Source organism: Citrobacter sp. Cf088, from assembly GCF_030334295.1.
Lineage (GTDB): Bacteria > Pseudomonadota > Gammaproteobacteria > Enterobacterales > Enterobacteriaceae > Citrobacter > Citrobacter freundii.
Genome location: NZ_JAOWEE010000055.1, coordinates 111,558 through 125,756 on the forward strand (window position 1 = coordinate 111,558; position 14,199 = coordinate 125,756).

Annotated in this window: 16 protein-coding genes; 6 read left to right on the forward strand and 10 right to left on the reverse strand. The window is 53.9% G+C overall.

Features of this window, described 5'->3' with window-relative positions:
* Positions 1–7 precede the first annotated feature (7 nt).
* On the forward strand, positions 8–598 hold the full coding sequence (gene diaA, locus OGV71_RS20200) for a DnaA initiator-associating protein DiaA (RefSeq protein ID WP_003024948.1): 591 nt from the start codon (positions 8–10) through the stop codon (positions 596–598).
* A gap of 9 nt (positions 599–607) precedes the next feature.
* Complete coding sequence (gene dolP / locus OGV71_RS20205; RefSeq protein WP_003024954.1) at positions 608–1,183, forward strand: division/outer membrane stress-associated lipid-binding lipoprotein; 576 nt, start codon at positions 608–610, stop codon at positions 1,181–1,183.
* 93 nt (positions 1,184–1,276) lie between these two features.
* Here dolP and OGV71_RS20210 read toward each other — a convergent pair whose 3' ends face one another.
* Positions 1,277–1,912, reverse strand: coding sequence for an NAD(P)H-binding protein (locus OGV71_RS20210; protein WP_003024957.1), 636 nt, complete (start codon positions 1,910–1,912; stop codon positions 1,277–1,279).
* 37 nt (positions 1,913–1,949) lie between these two features.
* Entirely contained in the window at positions 1,950–2,378 is a 429-nt protein-coding gene (locus OGV71_RS20215) for a YhbP family protein (RefSeq protein WP_003839984.1), read from the reverse strand.
* 37 nt (positions 2,379–2,415) lie between these two features.
* On the opposite strand from OGV71_RS20215, the gene OGV71_RS20220 reads away from it, so the two are divergent.
* The gene (locus tag OGV71_RS20220) at positions 2,416–2,730 is read left to right on the forward strand and encodes a GIY-YIG nuclease family protein (protein ID WP_204583240.1); all 315 of its coding nucleotides are present in this window, start codon (positions 2,416–2,418) and stop codon (positions 2,728–2,730) included.
* On the opposite strand, the gene OGV71_RS20225 is transcribed toward OGV71_RS20220, so the two are convergent.
* Together OGV71_RS20225 and ubiT are read right to left on the reverse strand one after the other, a co-directional pair.
* Positions 2,717–3,220 carry a GNAT family N-acetyltransferase gene (locus tag OGV71_RS20225; RefSeq protein WP_003024966.1) on the reverse strand — a complete coding sequence of 168 codons (504 nt, stop codon included), beginning with the start codon at positions 3,218–3,220 and terminating at the stop codon, positions 2,717–2,719. The genes OGV71_RS20220 and OGV71_RS20225 overlap by 14 nt on opposite strands.
* Positions 3,214–3,738, reverse strand: coding sequence for a ubiquinone anaerobic biosynthesis accessory factor UbiT (ubiT, locus tag OGV71_RS20230; RefSeq protein WP_003024968.1), 525 nt, complete (start codon positions 3,736–3,738; stop codon positions 3,214–3,216). The genes OGV71_RS20225 and ubiT overlap by 7 nt, the downstream gene beginning before the upstream one ends.
* A 220-nt stretch (positions 3,739–3,958) precedes the next feature.
* Here ubiT and ubiU point away from each other — a divergent pair, with 220 nt between their 5' ends.
* From ubiU to OGV71_RS20245, 3 genes are all read left to right on the forward strand, one after another.
* The gene (ubiU, locus tag OGV71_RS20235; protein WP_204583239.1) at positions 3,959–4,954 is read left to right on the forward strand and encodes a ubiquinone anaerobic biosynthesis protein UbiU; all 996 of its coding nucleotides are present in this window, start codon (positions 3,959–3,961) and stop codon (positions 4,952–4,954) included.
* Positions 4,955–4,962: 8 nt separating this feature from the next.
* A complete protein-coding gene (locus OGV71_RS20240; RefSeq protein WP_127790455.1) occupies positions 4,963–5,841 on the forward strand; it encodes a U32 family peptidase in 879 nt (292 codons plus the stop codon).
* A gap of 78 nt (positions 5,842–5,919) precedes the next feature.
* Positions 5,920–6,927 (forward strand): luciferase-like monooxygenase, encoded by a 1,008-nt coding sequence (locus OGV71_RS20245; protein WP_071696766.1) that lies wholly within the window; start codon positions 5,920–5,922, stop codon positions 6,925–6,927.
* 87 nt (positions 6,928–7,014) lie between these two features.
* Here OGV71_RS20245 and mtr read toward each other — a convergent pair whose 3' ends face one another.
* From mtr to rpsO, 6 genes are all read right to left on the reverse strand, one after another.
* Positions 7,015–8,259 (reverse strand): tryptophan permease, encoded by a 1,245-nt coding sequence (gene mtr, locus OGV71_RS20250; protein WP_071696765.1) that lies wholly within the window; start codon positions 8,257–8,259, stop codon positions 7,015–7,017.
* A gap of 145 nt (positions 8,260–8,404) precedes the next feature.
* A complete protein-coding gene (locus OGV71_RS20255; protein WP_048218712.1) occupies positions 8,405–10,333 on the reverse strand; it encodes a DEAD/DEAH family ATP-dependent RNA helicase in 1,929 nt (642 codons plus the stop codon).
* Positions 10,326–10,406, reverse strand: coding sequence for a protein YrbN (gene yrbN, locus OGV71_RS20260; protein ID WP_010723222.1), 81 nt, complete (start codon positions 10,404–10,406; stop codon positions 10,326–10,328). The genes OGV71_RS20255 and yrbN overlap by 8 nt, the downstream gene beginning before the upstream one ends.
* Positions 10,407–10,512: 106 nt before the next feature.
* On the reverse strand, positions 10,513–11,397 hold the full coding sequence (nlpI, locus tag OGV71_RS20265) for a lipoprotein NlpI (protein ID WP_003024982.1): 885 nt from the start codon (positions 11,395–11,397) through the stop codon (positions 10,513–10,515).
* Positions 11,398–11,506: 109 nt separating this feature from the next.
* Positions 11,507–13,639 carry a polyribonucleotide nucleotidyltransferase gene (gene pnp, locus OGV71_RS20270; protein WP_003024984.1) on the reverse strand — a complete coding sequence of 711 codons (2,133 nt, stop codon included), beginning with the start codon at positions 13,637–13,639 and terminating at the stop codon, positions 11,507–11,509.
* 246 nt (positions 13,640–13,885) lie between these two features.
* The gene (gene rpsO / locus OGV71_RS20275) at positions 13,886–14,155 is read right to left on the reverse strand and encodes a 30S ribosomal protein S15 (RefSeq protein WP_000059465.1); all 270 of its coding nucleotides are present in this window, start codon (positions 14,153–14,155) and stop codon (positions 13,886–13,888) included.
* Positions 14,156–14,199: the final 44 nt, after the last annotated feature.

Genomic DNA, 14,199 nt, shown 5'->3' on the forward strand with positions numbered 1-14,199 from the left:
GATTAGCGTGTTAGATAGAATTAAAGTCTGCTTTACTGAAAGCATTCAAACTCAGATAGCTGCGGCTGAAGCACTTCCGGATGCGATCTCCCGTGCCGCCATGACGCTGGTTCAGTCCCTGCTCAATGGCAACAAAATTCTCTGTTGTGGTAATGGGACGTCCGCTGCCAACGCACAGCATTTTGCTGCCAGCATGATCAATCGTTTTGAAACAGAACGCCCAAGTTTACCTGCGATTGCACTAAATACTGATAATGTGGTCTTAACTGCGATTGCCAACGATCGCCTGCACGACGAAGTTTATGCAAAACAAGTCCGTGCGCTGGGACATGCAGGAGATGTTCTGCTGGCAATCTCTACGCGTGGTAATAGCCGCGATATCGTAAAAGCCGTTGAAGCCGCCGTGACACGCGACATGACAATCGTCGCGCTGACCGGGTATGACGGAGGGGAACTGGCCGGATTACTGGGGCCGCAGGATGTTGAAATCCGTATCCCCTCACACCACAGCGCCCGCGTTCAGGAAATGCACATGCTGACGGTCAACTGCCTTTGCGATCTCATCGATAACACGCTTTTCCCTCACCAGGATGATTAAGGAGTACACATGAAGGCATTTTCGCCGCTTGCTGTGATTATCGCTGCACTGCTGCTGCAAGGCTGTGTCGCTGCTGCCGTTGTCGGAACTGCTGCTGTCGGCACCAAAGCCGCGACGGATCCTCGCAGCGTCGGCACCCAAGTAGATGATGGAACCCTGGAATTACGCGTCAATACGGCGTTGTCGAAAGATGCCCAGATCAAGAAAGAAGCGCGAATCAACGTGAGCGCATATCAGGGTAAAGTGCTGCTGGTCGGTCAGTCGCCAAATAGCGAACTGTCTGCACGAGCAAAACAGATTGCGATGGGCGTAGAAGGTACGACTGAGGTCTTTAATGAGATCCGTCAGGGCCAGCCAATCGGTCTGGGCGATGCGTCCAACGATACCTGGATAACCACCAAAGTACGTTCCCAGTTACTGACCAGCGATCAGGTGAAATCCTCTAACGTGAAAGTCACGACCGAGAATGGAGAAGTGTTCCTGTTAGGTCTGGTGACCGAACGCGAAGCGAAGGCGGCGGCAGACATCGCCAGCCGGGTAAGCGGCGTGAAACGCGTCACGACGGCCTTTACGTTTATTAAGTAATACTGATGCCGGATAGCGACGCCTGAGCGTCTCATCCGGCCTACAGGACGTTATCGTTTGTAGGTCGGATAAGCGTCAGCGCCATCCGGCATTTTATTTAGCCCTTTCGCGTAACTCGGAAGAGGTCAGGATCGAAACCCCTTCATGCCCAGGCGCCAGCGCTTCTGCCAACATTGCCCGCGCAACATCGCGCGCTTCAATCGACTTCCAGTTACCCGGCAGCAGCCTGAACAACGGCGCTAAAAACATCTCATTCGCCCGCTGTTTGTCCCTATCACCCAGTAGCATTGAAGGCCGGGCAATGGTCAGCCGAGGCCAATTCTGCGCAATCAGCGCCTGCTCCATTTCACCTTTCACCCGGTTATAAAAAAACGGTGAATTGGCATTAGCGCCCATCGAACTCACCACCAGCATATGCTGTGCCCCCAGCCGACGCCCCGTCAGAGCTGTATCCACTACCAGCGTATAGTCAGCGTGGATAAATGCTTCTTTGCTGCCCGCTTCACGTCGGGTCGTTCCCAGACAACAAAAGACAATATCGACCGGATCGGTAACCTGCGCCAGAGCATCGGTTAGCTGCGGATCGTGGGGATTATAGATGCCAACCGTATCAGCCAGCGGTCGACGCGTCGGCGCCGTAATGGCATTGATCCGGGGTTCATTCAGTAGCATCCGCAATAAATGTCCACCCACCAGACCCGTTGCACCGGTTATTAACACCTGACTCATCGTTTATTTTCCCCTGACGCTTCAATCACTCTTTTAACTATAGATCACGTAGCCAGTGCATCTTTTTACCGAAGCCCAGCGTGTTGTCCGTAAATTTGACTTCATCCAGTCGAATCTCCCACACGGGCGCTGGCAACATTCTGGCGACGGGGAAACGGCGGTTGTAGGCGTTACGCGCGGCTTCACTCTCCTGCCCTTCAAGACGGCGAATCTCCCCCTTAAACTGCACGCCACGAATCAGGGCGACAGTTTTGGGCTGACCATTTACCGTGCCGGCAATCGGTGCACACGGTCCCGACATCTGCGCATGGCGCGTTTTATCTTCGGTCAGCACATAGAATGCCATCTTCTGCGCATCAAACAGGTAAAACGCATTGGCGCACCACAATTCACCTTCGTGGTGTACGCACCAGGTCACGACGTGCTGTTTTGCCAGCCAGCGAGACACTGCAGTCAGTGTTTCCATTTCTGTTCTCTTTTATACTGTAGGCCTGAAAATTATCATGTCGATGGTGACAATGACACCCTGGTATCTGTACCTGATCCGTACCGCTGACAACGCCTTATACACCGGAATAACCACCGATGTGCAGCGCCGCTATAAGCAGCATCAAAGTGGGAAAGGCGCGAAGGCGCTACGTGGAAAGGGGGAACTCACGTTGGCATTTGCGGCGCAAGTTGGCGACCGTTCGCTGGCCCTGCGCATAGAGTATCGCGTCAAACAGCTCACAAAGCGTCAGAAAGAGCGCCTTGTAGAAGGCGAAGGGCTTGAGGCTCTACTGAACAGCCTGCAAGCCCCGGATGTTAAAAACGATTGAAGTGGTCGTGGTATTCCACCAGGCCCGTCACGCCCTCCAGCGCATCGTCCGCCAGGCGATGAACCTGGAACGCGCTTTCGGTGCCCGGCCAGCGGCAACGCAGGTCATGATGCGCTGCCAGCTCAAAGCCAAAGCGGCTGTACAGTGCCGGATCGCCCAGCGTAACCACCGCGGCGTAGCCAAACTCGTTCAGGGAATCGAGTCCTTCATAGACCAGTTGACGCGCCAGGCCCTGCCCCCGGTAGTTTTCATCCACCGCGAGCGGCGCCATGCCGACCCATTGCAGATCTTCACCCTGAACATCGACAGGGCTGAACGCGACGTAACCCACTACCTGACCTTCATCATCGGTAGCAACCAAACCCAGCGTTAAGAAACCATCTTCACGCAGGTCGTGCACTAATTTTGCTTCCGCATCGCTCTCAAATGAACGGCGCAGCAACGCATCAATACCAGGGGCATCAATGGGAATCTCAACTCGAATCAGCATGGCTCACCTACCGAGGTCTGTTTGGTTTCTGGCGACGTTTTCATCCCCGCCTCAACAAAATCCGCCAACTGCATCAGCATGACGCGCAACGCTTTAGGCATCTGCTCCAGTTCGATGGCATCCATCAGATTTTTTACGTATAGCCCTAATTCTGTATCACCTTCAATCACCAGGCGACGCTGGAAGAAAAGCGTATCCGGATCCTGCTTGCGGGCCACGATCATCAGGAGATCGCTGGCATCGGCGCTAAAACTCACATCCGCATCTGCATTCTGGCTGACGATAAGTTTATCGTTTTCAACAGAGGTATACCATTTGAGGTCAATGTCACGCACATGAATGCTCAGCCAGCGACCTTCGAGAAACTCCAGCTCCCCATCGGCCAGCGCCTGACTAAACTGCCAGCTCAGGACCTGCTCCAGAACCTGGCGCTTCAGCGCAAAGGGCGTCAGTTTAACCGGTACACTCATCAGAGAAGGACCTAAATGTACTAAGCGTGAACGCAGTTTATCCAACACGAGCTTTACTCCCTGTTTCAATAGTCCTGCTATTTTGCCATATCAAATAAACGACATAGCGGCATAAATCAACAATTCGCTACGAAATTGTTACCTCTTTATTGGTGTCACCAATACGACTTTAACTGCCTCAAATCAAAAATTGTCTCAGCAAGGTTAACTAAAATCCCTCTTCGTTAACATTTCTGCGCCCTACATGGCGCAACGTTCAGGATAAATTATGGAGCTGCTCTGCCCTGCCGGAAACCTCCCGGCGCTTAAGGCGGCCATCGAGAACGGCGCTGATGCTGTCTACATCGGGCTGAAAGATGATACCAACGCCCGTCATTTCGCCGGCCTTAATTTTACCGAGAAAAAATTGCAGGAAGCGGTGGGTTTCGTTCATCAACATCGCCGTAAGCTGCACATTGCGATTAACACCTTTGCGCACCCGGATGGTTACGCGCGCTGGCAGCGTGCCGTTGATATGGCTGCGCAACTGGGTGCAGACGCGCTGATCCTCGCCGACCTCGCCATGCTTGAGTATGCCGCAGAGCGCTACCCGCATATTGAGCGCCATGTCTCTGTTCAGGCATCTGCAACCAATGAAGAGGCGATTAATTTCTACCATCGCAACTTTGACGTCGCCCGCGTGGTTCTGCCGCGCGTGCTGTCTATTCATCAGGTGAAGCAGCTTGCTCGCGTCACGCCAGTTCCTCTGGAAGTGTTCGCCTTTGGCAGCCTGTGCATTATGGCGGAAGGCCGCTGCTATCTTTCGTCTTACCTGACGGGCGAATCTCCTAATACCGTCGGTGCCTGCTCCCCTGCCCGTTTTGTTCGCTGGCAGCAGACCCAACAAGGGCTGGAATCCCGTCTTAATGAAGTGCTGATCGACCGCTATCAGGATGGAGAAAATGCCGGTTATCCGACGTTATGCAAAGGCCGCTATCTGGTTGATGGCGAGCGCTACCATGCGCTGGAAGAACCCACCAGCCTGAATACGCTAGAGCTGCTGCCGGAACTGCTGGCAGCCAATATTGCCTCGGTGAAAATCGAGGGACGTCAGCGCAGCCCGGCCTATGTCAGCCAGGTGGCGAAAGTGTGGCGTCAGGCAATCGACCGCTGTATGGCCGACCCGCAAAACTACGTCCCGCAGGCCGCGTGGATGGAAACGCTCGGTTCAATGTCCGAAGGCACACAGACCACACTTGGCGCGTATCACCGTAAATGGCAGTGAGAGAAGCAATGAAATATTCCTTAGGGCCGGTGCTATGGTACTGGCCGAAAGAAACGTTGGAAGATTTTTATCAGCAGGCCGCCGTAAGCCAGGCCGACATTATCTATCTTGGCGAAGCGGTATGCAGTAAACGCCGTGCCACCAAAGTAAGCGACTGGCTGGATATGGCGAAATCACTCGCTGGCAGCGGTAAACAGGTAGTGCTGTCGACGCTGGCGCTGGTGCAGGCCTCTTCTGAGCTGGGAGAACTGAAGCGCTATGTTGAAAACGGCGACTTCCTGCTGGAAGCCAGCGATCTCGGGGTGGTAAACATGTGCGCCGAGCGTAAGCTGCCGTTTGTCGCCGGGCATGCGCTCAACTGCTACAACGCAGTAACCCTGCGTTTGCTGCTCAAGCAGGGCATGACGCGCTGGTGTATGCCGGTAGAGTTATCCCGCGACTGGCTGGTAAACCTGCTCAACCAGTGTGATGAGCTGGGTATTCGCAATCAGTTTGAAGTCGAGGTGCTGAGCTACGGGCATCTGCCGCTGGCATACTCCGCCCGCTGCTTTACCGCACGCTCTGAAGATCGTCCAAAAGACGAATGTGAAACCTGCTGCATCAAATACCCGAACGGACGCGATGTGCTGTCGCAGGAGAATCAGCAGGTCTTTGTGCTCAACGGGATCCAGACCATGAGCGGCTACGTTTACAACCTCGGCAACGAGCTGACATCGATGCAGGGTCTGGTTGATATTGTGCGCCTGTCCCCCTCGGGCAGCGAAACATTCGCCATGCTTGATGCGTTCCGCGCCAATGAAAATGGCAGTGCTCCATTACCGCTTGCCGCCCACAGTGACTGCAACGGCTACTGGAAGCGACTGGCTGGTCTGGAGCTGCAGGCGTAAAAAAGCTCACTTTGTTAACAACGGTAATCAAATTTTAATGCAGTATTAAAAGATTAACCGGTAACAAAGTGAGCCGTTATGACTGACAAAACTATTCCGTTCTCGGTGCTGGATCTGGCGCCAATCCCTGAAGGGTCTTCGGCAAAAGAGGCCTTCACGCACTCGCTTGATCTCGCCCGACTGGCCGAAAAGCGCGGCTACCACCGCTACTGGCTGGCAGAACATCACAACATGGTCGGTATCGCCAGCGCGGCAACTTCAGTGCTGATTGGCTATCTGGCTGCCAATACCACCACGCTGCATCTCGGTTCCGGTGGCGTGATGCTGCCCAACCATTCGCCGCTGGTGATCGCCGAGCAGTTCGGTACCCTGAATACGCTGTATCCGGGACGCATCGATCTTGGGCTTGGCCGCGCGCCGGGGAGCGATCAGCCAACGATGCGTGCGCTGCGCCGCCATATGAGCGGTGATATAGATAACTTCCCACGCGACGTCGCTGAACTGGTGGACTGGTTCGACGCCCACGATCCTAATCCCCATGTACGCCCGGTTCCCGGCTACGGCGAACAGATCCCGGTCTGGTTATTAGGCTCCAGCCTGTACAGCGCACAGCTGGCGGCCCAGCTCGGCCTGCCGTTTGCCTTCGCCTCGCATTTTGCTCCGGATATGCTGCATCAGGCGCTGCATCTGTATCGCACCCAGTTCAAACCCTCAGCGCGGCTGGCAAAGCCGTATGCGATGGTGTGCATCAACATCATTGCCGCTGACAGCAATCGCGATGCCGAGTTTCTTTTCACCTCGATGCAGCAGGCGTTTGTGAAACTGCGTCGTGGCGAAACCGGCCAGCTACCACCGCCGGTAGAGAATATGCATCAGCTGTGGTCCGCTTCTGAACAGTACGGCGTACAACAGGCGCTGAGCATGTCGCTGGTTGGTGATAAGGCAAAAGTGCGTCACGGTCTTGATGCCATTTTGCGTGAAACCCAGGCCGATGAAATTATGGTTAACGGCCAGATTTTTGATCATCAGGCACGTCTTCATTCGTTTGATTTGGCGATGGATGTGAAGCAGGAATTGTTGGGGTAGCGCGCTTTGTGCCGGATGGCGGCTACGCCTTATCCGGCCTACACGGTACTGTAGGCCGGATAAGCGTAGCGCTACCGGGCAACGGTTTTACTGATAGACCGGTAACAGATCCACGCTCGACAGAATATGGATAACCGCGTTGCCGATACCGAACACCAGGATCAGCGCAATCATCGGCTTACCGCCCCAGACACGGAATTTCGGGCTACCGAAACGCTCGCGGGATTTACGTGCCAGCAGCGCCGGAACAATGGCAGCCCAGATGGTTGCTGCGAGTCCTGCATAGCCAATGGCGTACAGGAAACCGTTCGGCCACAGCAGGCCACCGATAATTGGCGGGACAAACGTCAGCAATGCCGTTTTGAAACGTCCCATTGCCGAGTCATCAAAGCCAAACAGATCCGCCAGATAGTCAAACAGACCGAGCGTAACGCCGAGGAATGAACTCGCCACCGCAAAGTTGGAGAACACCACCAGCAGCAGATCCAGACTGCGGCTGTTTAGTACGCCGCTCAGCGCCTGTACCAGCACATCAATGTTACCGCCCTGTTGCGCAATACCGATAAATTCTGGACGCGGAATGTTGCCCATCGTTCCCAGCAACCATACGGTATACAGCACCAGCGCCAGCAGCGTGCCGTACACCAGACACTTAACGATGGTCTTCGGATCTTTGCCGTAGTACTTCATCAGGCTCGGAACGTTGCCGTGATAGCCGAATGAGGCCAGACAAAACGGCAGCGTCATCAGCAGGTACGGCGTATAAGAAGCATTGCTTTCCGCCACGTTAAACAACGTTGTGGGCTGAACGTGTCCCAATAAACTGCCGAAGGTCAGGAAAAAGGTAATTACCTTCGCACCCAGCACAATCGCCGTCATGCGGCTAACCGCTTTGGTGCTTAACCACACCACAAATGCCACCAGCAGCGCAAAGCCAAGACCCGCCGCGCGCGCCGGAACATTCAGCGACATCTCCGAGAAGGTGTGATGCAGAATCGACCCGCTCGCTGAGATATAGGCGTAGGTCAGGATATAGAGAACGAAGGCGATCGAGATGCCGTTCACTACGTTCCAGCCTTTACCCAGCAGATCTTTCGTGATGGTGTCAAAGCTGGAACCAATGCGGTAATTGAGGTTAGCTTCGAGGATCATCAGTCCGGAATGCAGCATGCAGAACCAGGTGAAGATCAGCGCCGCCATTGACCAGAAAAACCACGCCCCGGACATGACCACTGGCAGAGAAAACATCCCCGCGCCAATAATGGTGCCGCCGATAATCACCACGCCGCCGAGCAGCGAAGGTGACGTTTGGGTGGTGGTTAGTGTTGCCATTTAGCCATCTCTCCAGTCATTTATATTGTGACTACATCTCAATGTGCTGCACTGTACCAGTACACGAGTACAAATGAAATAAAAAAAGCCCCGATTGTTGAGATCGGGGCTGTATATATTACTTTACGCTTTTATACCGTGAGGCTTATGCGTCACCGCCGAAACGACGACGACCAGCGGAGTCATCACGACGCGGAGCAGAAGAATCGTCACGACGCGGACCACGGTTGCCTTCACGACGTTCGCCGCTAAAACGACGACCATCGCCACGACCGCCTTCACGACGTTCACCGCTAAAGCCACGACCTTCACCGCGACCGCCTTCACGACGCTCACCGCTGAAACGGCCACCGCCACGACGCTCACCACCGGTGTGCGGAACTGCATCGCCAACCAACTGCATGTTCATCGGCTTGTTCAGGATGCGAGTACGGGTAAAGTGCTGCAGCACGTCGCCCGGCATACCTTTCGGCAGCTCGATGGTGGAGTGGGAAGCAAACAGCTTGATGTTACCGATGTAACGGCTGCTGATATCGCCTTCGTTAGCAATCGCGCCAACGATATGACGAACTTCAACACCGTCATCACGGCCCACTTCAATGCGGTACAGCTGCATGTCACCAACGTCACGACGTTCACGACGCGGACGATCTTCACCACCACGGTCATTACGGTCACGAGGGCCACGATCGTTACGATCGCGCGGACCACGGTCATCACGATCGCGGAATTCGCGTTTCGGACGCATCGGCGCATCTGGCGGCAGAATCAGCGGACGTTCGCCCTGAGCCATTTTCAGCAATGCTGCTGCCAGCGTTTCGATATCCAGCTCTTCTTCCGGCTGCATTTTTGCCAGCAGAGCACGGTACTGATCCAGATCGCTGCTTTCCAGCTGCTGCTGTACTTTAGCGGCGAATTTTTCCAGACGGCGTTTGCTCAGCAGGTCTGCGTTCGGCAGTTCTACTTCCGGAATAGTCAGCTTCATGGTGCGTTCGATGTTACGCAGCAGACGACGCTCGCGGTTCTCAACGAACAGCAGCGCACGACCCGCACGACCCGCACGACCAGTACGGCCGATACGGTGAACGTAAGACTCGGAATCCATCGGGATGTCGTAGTTAACAACCAGACTGATACGCTCAACGTCCAGGCCACGGGCCGCAACGTCGGTAGCAATCAGGATATCCAGGCGGCCATCTTTCAGACGTTCCAGAGTCTGCTCACGCAGGGACTGGTTCATGTCGCCGTTCAGTGCAGCACTGCTATAACCGCTACGCTCCAGCGCTTCTGCCACTTCCAGGGTCGCATTTTTGGTACGAACGAAGATAATCGCTGCATCAAAATCTTCTGCTTCCAGGAAACGCACCAGCGCTTCATTTTTACGCATGCCCCAGACAGTCCAGTAGCTCTGGCTGATGTCAGGACGCGTGGTAACGCTGGACTGAATGCGTACTTCCTGCGGCTCTTTCATAAAGCGACGGGTAATACGACGAATCGCTTCCGGCATGGTTGCAGAGAACAGAGCGGTCTGATGACCTTCCGGGATCTGCGCCATGATGGTTTCAACGTCTTCGATGAAGCCCATACGCAGCATTTCGTCAGCTTCGTCCAGTACCAGACCGCTCAGTTTGGAGAGGTCCAGAGTACCGCGCTTCAGGTGATCCAGCAGACGGCCCGGCGTACCGACGACGATCTGTGGTCCCTGACGCAGGGCACGTAATTGCACGTCATAACGCTGGCCGCCGTACAGGGCAACCACGTTCACGCCGCGCATGTGTTTAGAGAAATCCGTCATGGCTTCTGCTACCTGAACCGCCAGTTCGCGGGTCGGTGCCAGCACCAGAATCTGAGGTGCCTTCAGCTCAGGATCCAGATTGTTGAGCAGCGGTAAAGAGAACGCTGCAGTTTTGCCGCTACCTGTCTGGGCCATACCCAGAACATCGCGGCCGCCCAGCAGATGCGGAATGCACTCTGCCTGGATTGGAGATGGTTTTTCGTAACCCAGATCGTTAAGGGCTTCAAGGATAGGAGCCTTCAGGCCCAGATCTGCAAAAGTGGTTTCGAATTCAGCCATGTAGTACGTGTGCCTCAAAATTAATGGCGGCCAGTCTACATAACTCATCATGAAATTGATCTGCAATTTTCATTGAAAAGTGTGAACCGGCTCAAAGTAGGTGTATTAACGAACAACAACGCCCTCACCCGTGAAGGTGATGGCAATCAAAAAAGATTACGGGCTGATGTGTACGTCAGCTATTGCTGGTCCGATTCTGCCAGGTCATCTTGGTCCTGGCCCAGGAGCGATAATTCCAACAATGCGTATCGGTGCTCAACAAAGTTATGAACGTTGTTAGCCACCGCCAGTTTGAACAATGCCGTAGCGTTGTCCAAATCCCCCAGACTTAGGTAGTACTTACCTAAATAGAAGTTGGTTTCACTGAGATGCTCAGCGAGCGAGGTGTTATCCGTTGCGTCCGCCTTCAGGCGTTCCATCAGCGTTGCTTCGCTAATGTTGCCCAGGTAGAACTCGACAATGTTCCATCCCCATTGCTCTTTATCCGATTTCTCAAAGCGTTGCTTCAACGCTTCTTTAGCCTGCTTCTCATCGAGCTTCTGCTCGGCAAGATAAAGCCACAGACTACGGAAAGGATCATTGGGATCGTCTTGATAAAACGCTAGCAGATCATCTTGCGCTAACTTGTCGCGACCGCCGTAATACAATGCGATACCGCGATTTAAGTGCGCGTAGTTGTAAGTTGGATCAAGCTCAAGTACAGAATCAAACGCTTCATAGGCAGCATCAAAATTGCCTGCCTGCGTTAAATATATACCTAAGTAATTGAATACTTCAGGCATATCTGGTCGGATTGCCAGCGCTTGTGAAAAATCATTTCGCGCCAGTGCCCTCAGACCGAGACTATCATACAACACTCCGCGCTCATATAAAAGCTGTGCGCGTTCGTCATCGGTTAAAGCCCGACTGGCAAGAATTTGTTCCATACGTGCCAGAATCACTTCCTGCTGCAAAGTCGGTTGCAATGGTACTGCGAGGACTTCACTCTTTCGCCAGGCGGAATTACTGCATCCAGCCAGCGTGAGTGCTGTCGCAACGAAACACCAGCGCAAAAAAGGCTTCATTTCCCACTCCCGAAGACAACGATTGAATGAACGTCCAGGTTCCCCGGTTGCTAACAAGGCATCCTGCCGGGTTAAAGGCCCTCCGCTTTCACGGAGGGCAATGGCAACCTTACTCGCCCTGGCTTGCCGGAGCTTCCGGTTCGCCTGCAGGCTGAGACTGCTCAGTTGCTTCTTTAATGCTCAGACGTACACGGCCCTGGCGATCAACTTCCAGAACTTTGACCGGTACTTCCTGGCCCATCTGCAGGTAGTCGGTCACTTTCTCAACGCGCTTATCAGCGATCTGAGAGATGTGTACCAGACCTTCTTTACCGCCACCGATGGCAACGAATGCGCCAAAGTCAACGATACGGGTCACTTTACCATTGTAGATACGGCCTACTTCGATCTCTGCGGTGATCTCTTCGATACGACGGATAGCATATTTCGCTTTTTCTCCGTCGGTCGCAGCAATCTTCACGGTACCATCATCTTCGATTTCAATGGTGGTGCCGGTTTCTTCGGTCAGAGCACGGATAACAGAACCGCCTTTACCGATAACGTCTTTGATCTTGTCCGGGCTGATCTTGATGGTGTGGATACGCGGAGCAAATTCAGAGATATCGCCACGCGGTGCGTTGATCGCTTGTTCCATCACACCCAGGATGTGCAGACGCGCACCTTTAGCCTGGTTCAGAGCAACCTGCATGATCTCTTTGGTGATACCTTCAATTTTGATATCCATCTGCAGTGCAGAGATACCATCGCGGGAACCCGCCACTTTGAAGTCCATATCGCCCAGGTGGTCTTCGTCGCCCAGGATGTCAGACAGAACAACAAAGTTGTCGCCTTCTTTCACCAGACCCATCGCGATACCCGCAACGGCGGCTTTGATCGGCACGCCTGCGTCCATCAGCGCCAGGGAAGCACCACATACGGAAGCCATGGAAGAAGAACCGTTAGATTCGGTGATTTCAGAAACCACACGCACGGTGTACGGGAATTTATCCAGTTCCGGCATTACTGCCAGTACGCCACGTTTCGCCAGACGGCCGTGACCAATCTCACGACGCTTCGGAGAACCGACCATACCGGTTTCACCTACGCAGTACGGAGGGAAGTTGTAGTGGAACAGGAAGTTGTCAGTGCGCTCGCCCATCAATTCGTCAAGGTTCTGCGCATCACGAGTGGTGCCCAGGGTCGCAGTAACCAGCGCCTGAGTTTCGCCACGGGTGAACAGTGCGGAGCCGTGGGTACGCGGCAGAACGCCAGTACGCACGTCCAGACCACGGATCATGTCTTTTTCACGGCCATCGATGCGCGGCTCGCCTGCCAGTACGCGGCTACGAACAACGTTTTTCTCGATAGCGTGCAGGATTTCACCCAGTTCGTTAGCGTCCAGGGTTTCGTCTTCAGCCACCAGAGTCGCGATGGTTTCAGATTTGATTACGTCAACCTGAGCATAACGCTCTTGTTTGTCGGTGATGCGGTAAGCATCGCTCAGGCGAGCTTCTGCCAGTGCGGCAACGCGTGCGTTCAGCGCTTCGTTGACGGCTTCTGGCTGCCAGTCCCAACGCGGTTTGCCAGCTTCTTTCGCCAGCTCGTTGATAGCCTGAATCACAACCTGCTGCTGTTCGTGACCGAACACAACAGCACCCAGCATCTGATCTTCGCTCAGCAGTTCTGCTTCGGATTCAACCATCAGTACAGCTGCTTCAGTACCCGCAACAACCAGGTCCAGCTTGCTTTCTTTCAGTTCGTCCTGAGTCGGGTTCAGTACGTACTGGTCATTGATGTAACCAACACGTGCAGCACCGATCGGGCCGTTGAATGGAATACCAGACAGAGTCAGCGCAGCAGATGCACCAATCATTGCCACGATGTCCGGGTTAACCTGCGGGTTAACGGAAACAACGGTCGCGATAACCTGAACTTCGTTAACGAAGCCTTCCGGGAACAGCGGGCGAACCGGGCGGTCAATCAGACGCGCGATCAGGGTTTCGCCTTCGCTCGGACGGCCTTCACGACGGAAGAAGCTACCCGGGATACGGCCAGCAGCGTAGGTACGCTCCTGATAGTTAACGGTCAGCGGGAAAAAGTCCTGGCCTGGTTTCGCTTTTTTCTGGCCAACAACGGTAACGAATACCGCGGTGTCATCCATGCTAACCATAACAGCGGCAGTCGCCTGACGCGCCATCATGCCGGTTTCCAGCGTAACGGTATGCTGACCGTACTGGAATTTACGAACGATCGGATTAAGCAAAATAATATCCTTTCTCTATTTTTTTGACGGCACATTTTGCGCCATCGTTAATACCCGATCTTCTGCGCATCCTCGCGACTAATGACAACCCTAACCCATAAGCATGAGTAAAGCCTCTCATTAGCCGCGCGAACCTCTGCAACGGAAGATCATTCTTAGCAACAATACATTAGTTTCCAGCGAATTGCTGCCATCTGCTGGAAAAAAGGGGCCATGAAGGCCCCCTCTTTCTGAAACTCGAAAGAATTAGCGACGCAGGCCCAGACGCTCGATCAGCGCGGTGTAACGTGCAACATCTTTACGTTTCAGGTAGTCGAGCAGTTTACGACGCTGAGAAACCATGCGCAGCAGACCACGACGGCTGTGGTGATCTTTTTTGTGCTCTGCAAAGTGACCCTGCAGGTGGTTAATCTGTGCAGTCAACAGAGCAACCTGAACATCGGTAGAACCGGTGTCGTTTGCATCACGACCAAACTCAGAAACGATTTTAGCGGTAGCTTCAGTACTTAGAGACATTTTAAAACTCCAAAGTGATAAGAATGAAAGGATGCCGATCTCTA

Coding starts and splice junctions, on each gene's coding strand:
- dolP (WP_003024954.1), top strand. CDS start 608: ATGAAGGCATTTTCGCCGCTTGCTGTGATTATCGCTGCACTGCTGCTG.
- OGV71_RS20210 (WP_003024957.1), bottom strand. CDS start 1,912: ATGAGTCAGGTGTTAATAACCGGTGCAACGGGTCTGGTGGGTGGACAT.
- OGV71_RS20215 (WP_003839984.1), bottom strand. CDS start 2,378: ATGGAAACACTGACTGCAGTGTCTCGCTGGCTGGCAAAACAGCACGTC.
- OGV71_RS20220 (WP_204583240.1), top strand. CDS start 2,416: ATGTCGATGGTGACAATGACACCCTGGTATCTGTACCTGATCCGTACC.
- OGV71_RS20225 (WP_003024966.1), bottom strand. CDS start 3,220: ATGCTGATTCGAGTTGAGATTCCCATTGATGCCCCTGGTATTGATGCG.
- ubiU (WP_204583239.1), top strand. CDS start 3,959: ATGGAGCTGCTCTGCCCTGCCGGAAACCTCCCGGCGCTTAAGGCGGCC.
- OGV71_RS20240 (WP_127790455.1), top strand. CDS start 4,963: ATGAAATATTCCTTAGGGCCGGTGCTATGGTACTGGCCGAAAGAAACG.
- OGV71_RS20245 (WP_071696766.1), top strand. CDS start 5,920: ATGACTGACAAAACTATTCCGTTCTCGGTGCTGGATCTGGCGCCAATC.
- mtr (WP_071696765.1), bottom strand. CDS start 8,259: ATGGCAACACTAACCACCACCCAAACGTCACCTTCGCTGCTCGGCGGC.
- OGV71_RS20255 (WP_048218712.1), bottom strand. CDS start 10,333: ATGGCTGAATTCGAAACCACTTTTGCAGATCTGGGCCTGAAGGCTCCT.
- yrbN (WP_010723222.1), bottom strand. CDS start 10,406: ATGAAAATTGCAGATCAATTTCATGATGAGTTATGTAGACTGGCCGCC.
- nlpI (WP_003024982.1), bottom strand. CDS start 11,397: ATGAAGCCTTTTTTGCGCTGGTGTTTCGTTGCGACAGCACTCACGCTG.
- rpsO (WP_000059465.1), bottom strand. CDS start 14,155: ATGTCTCTAAGTACTGAAGCTACCGCTAAAATCGTTTCTGAGTTTGGT.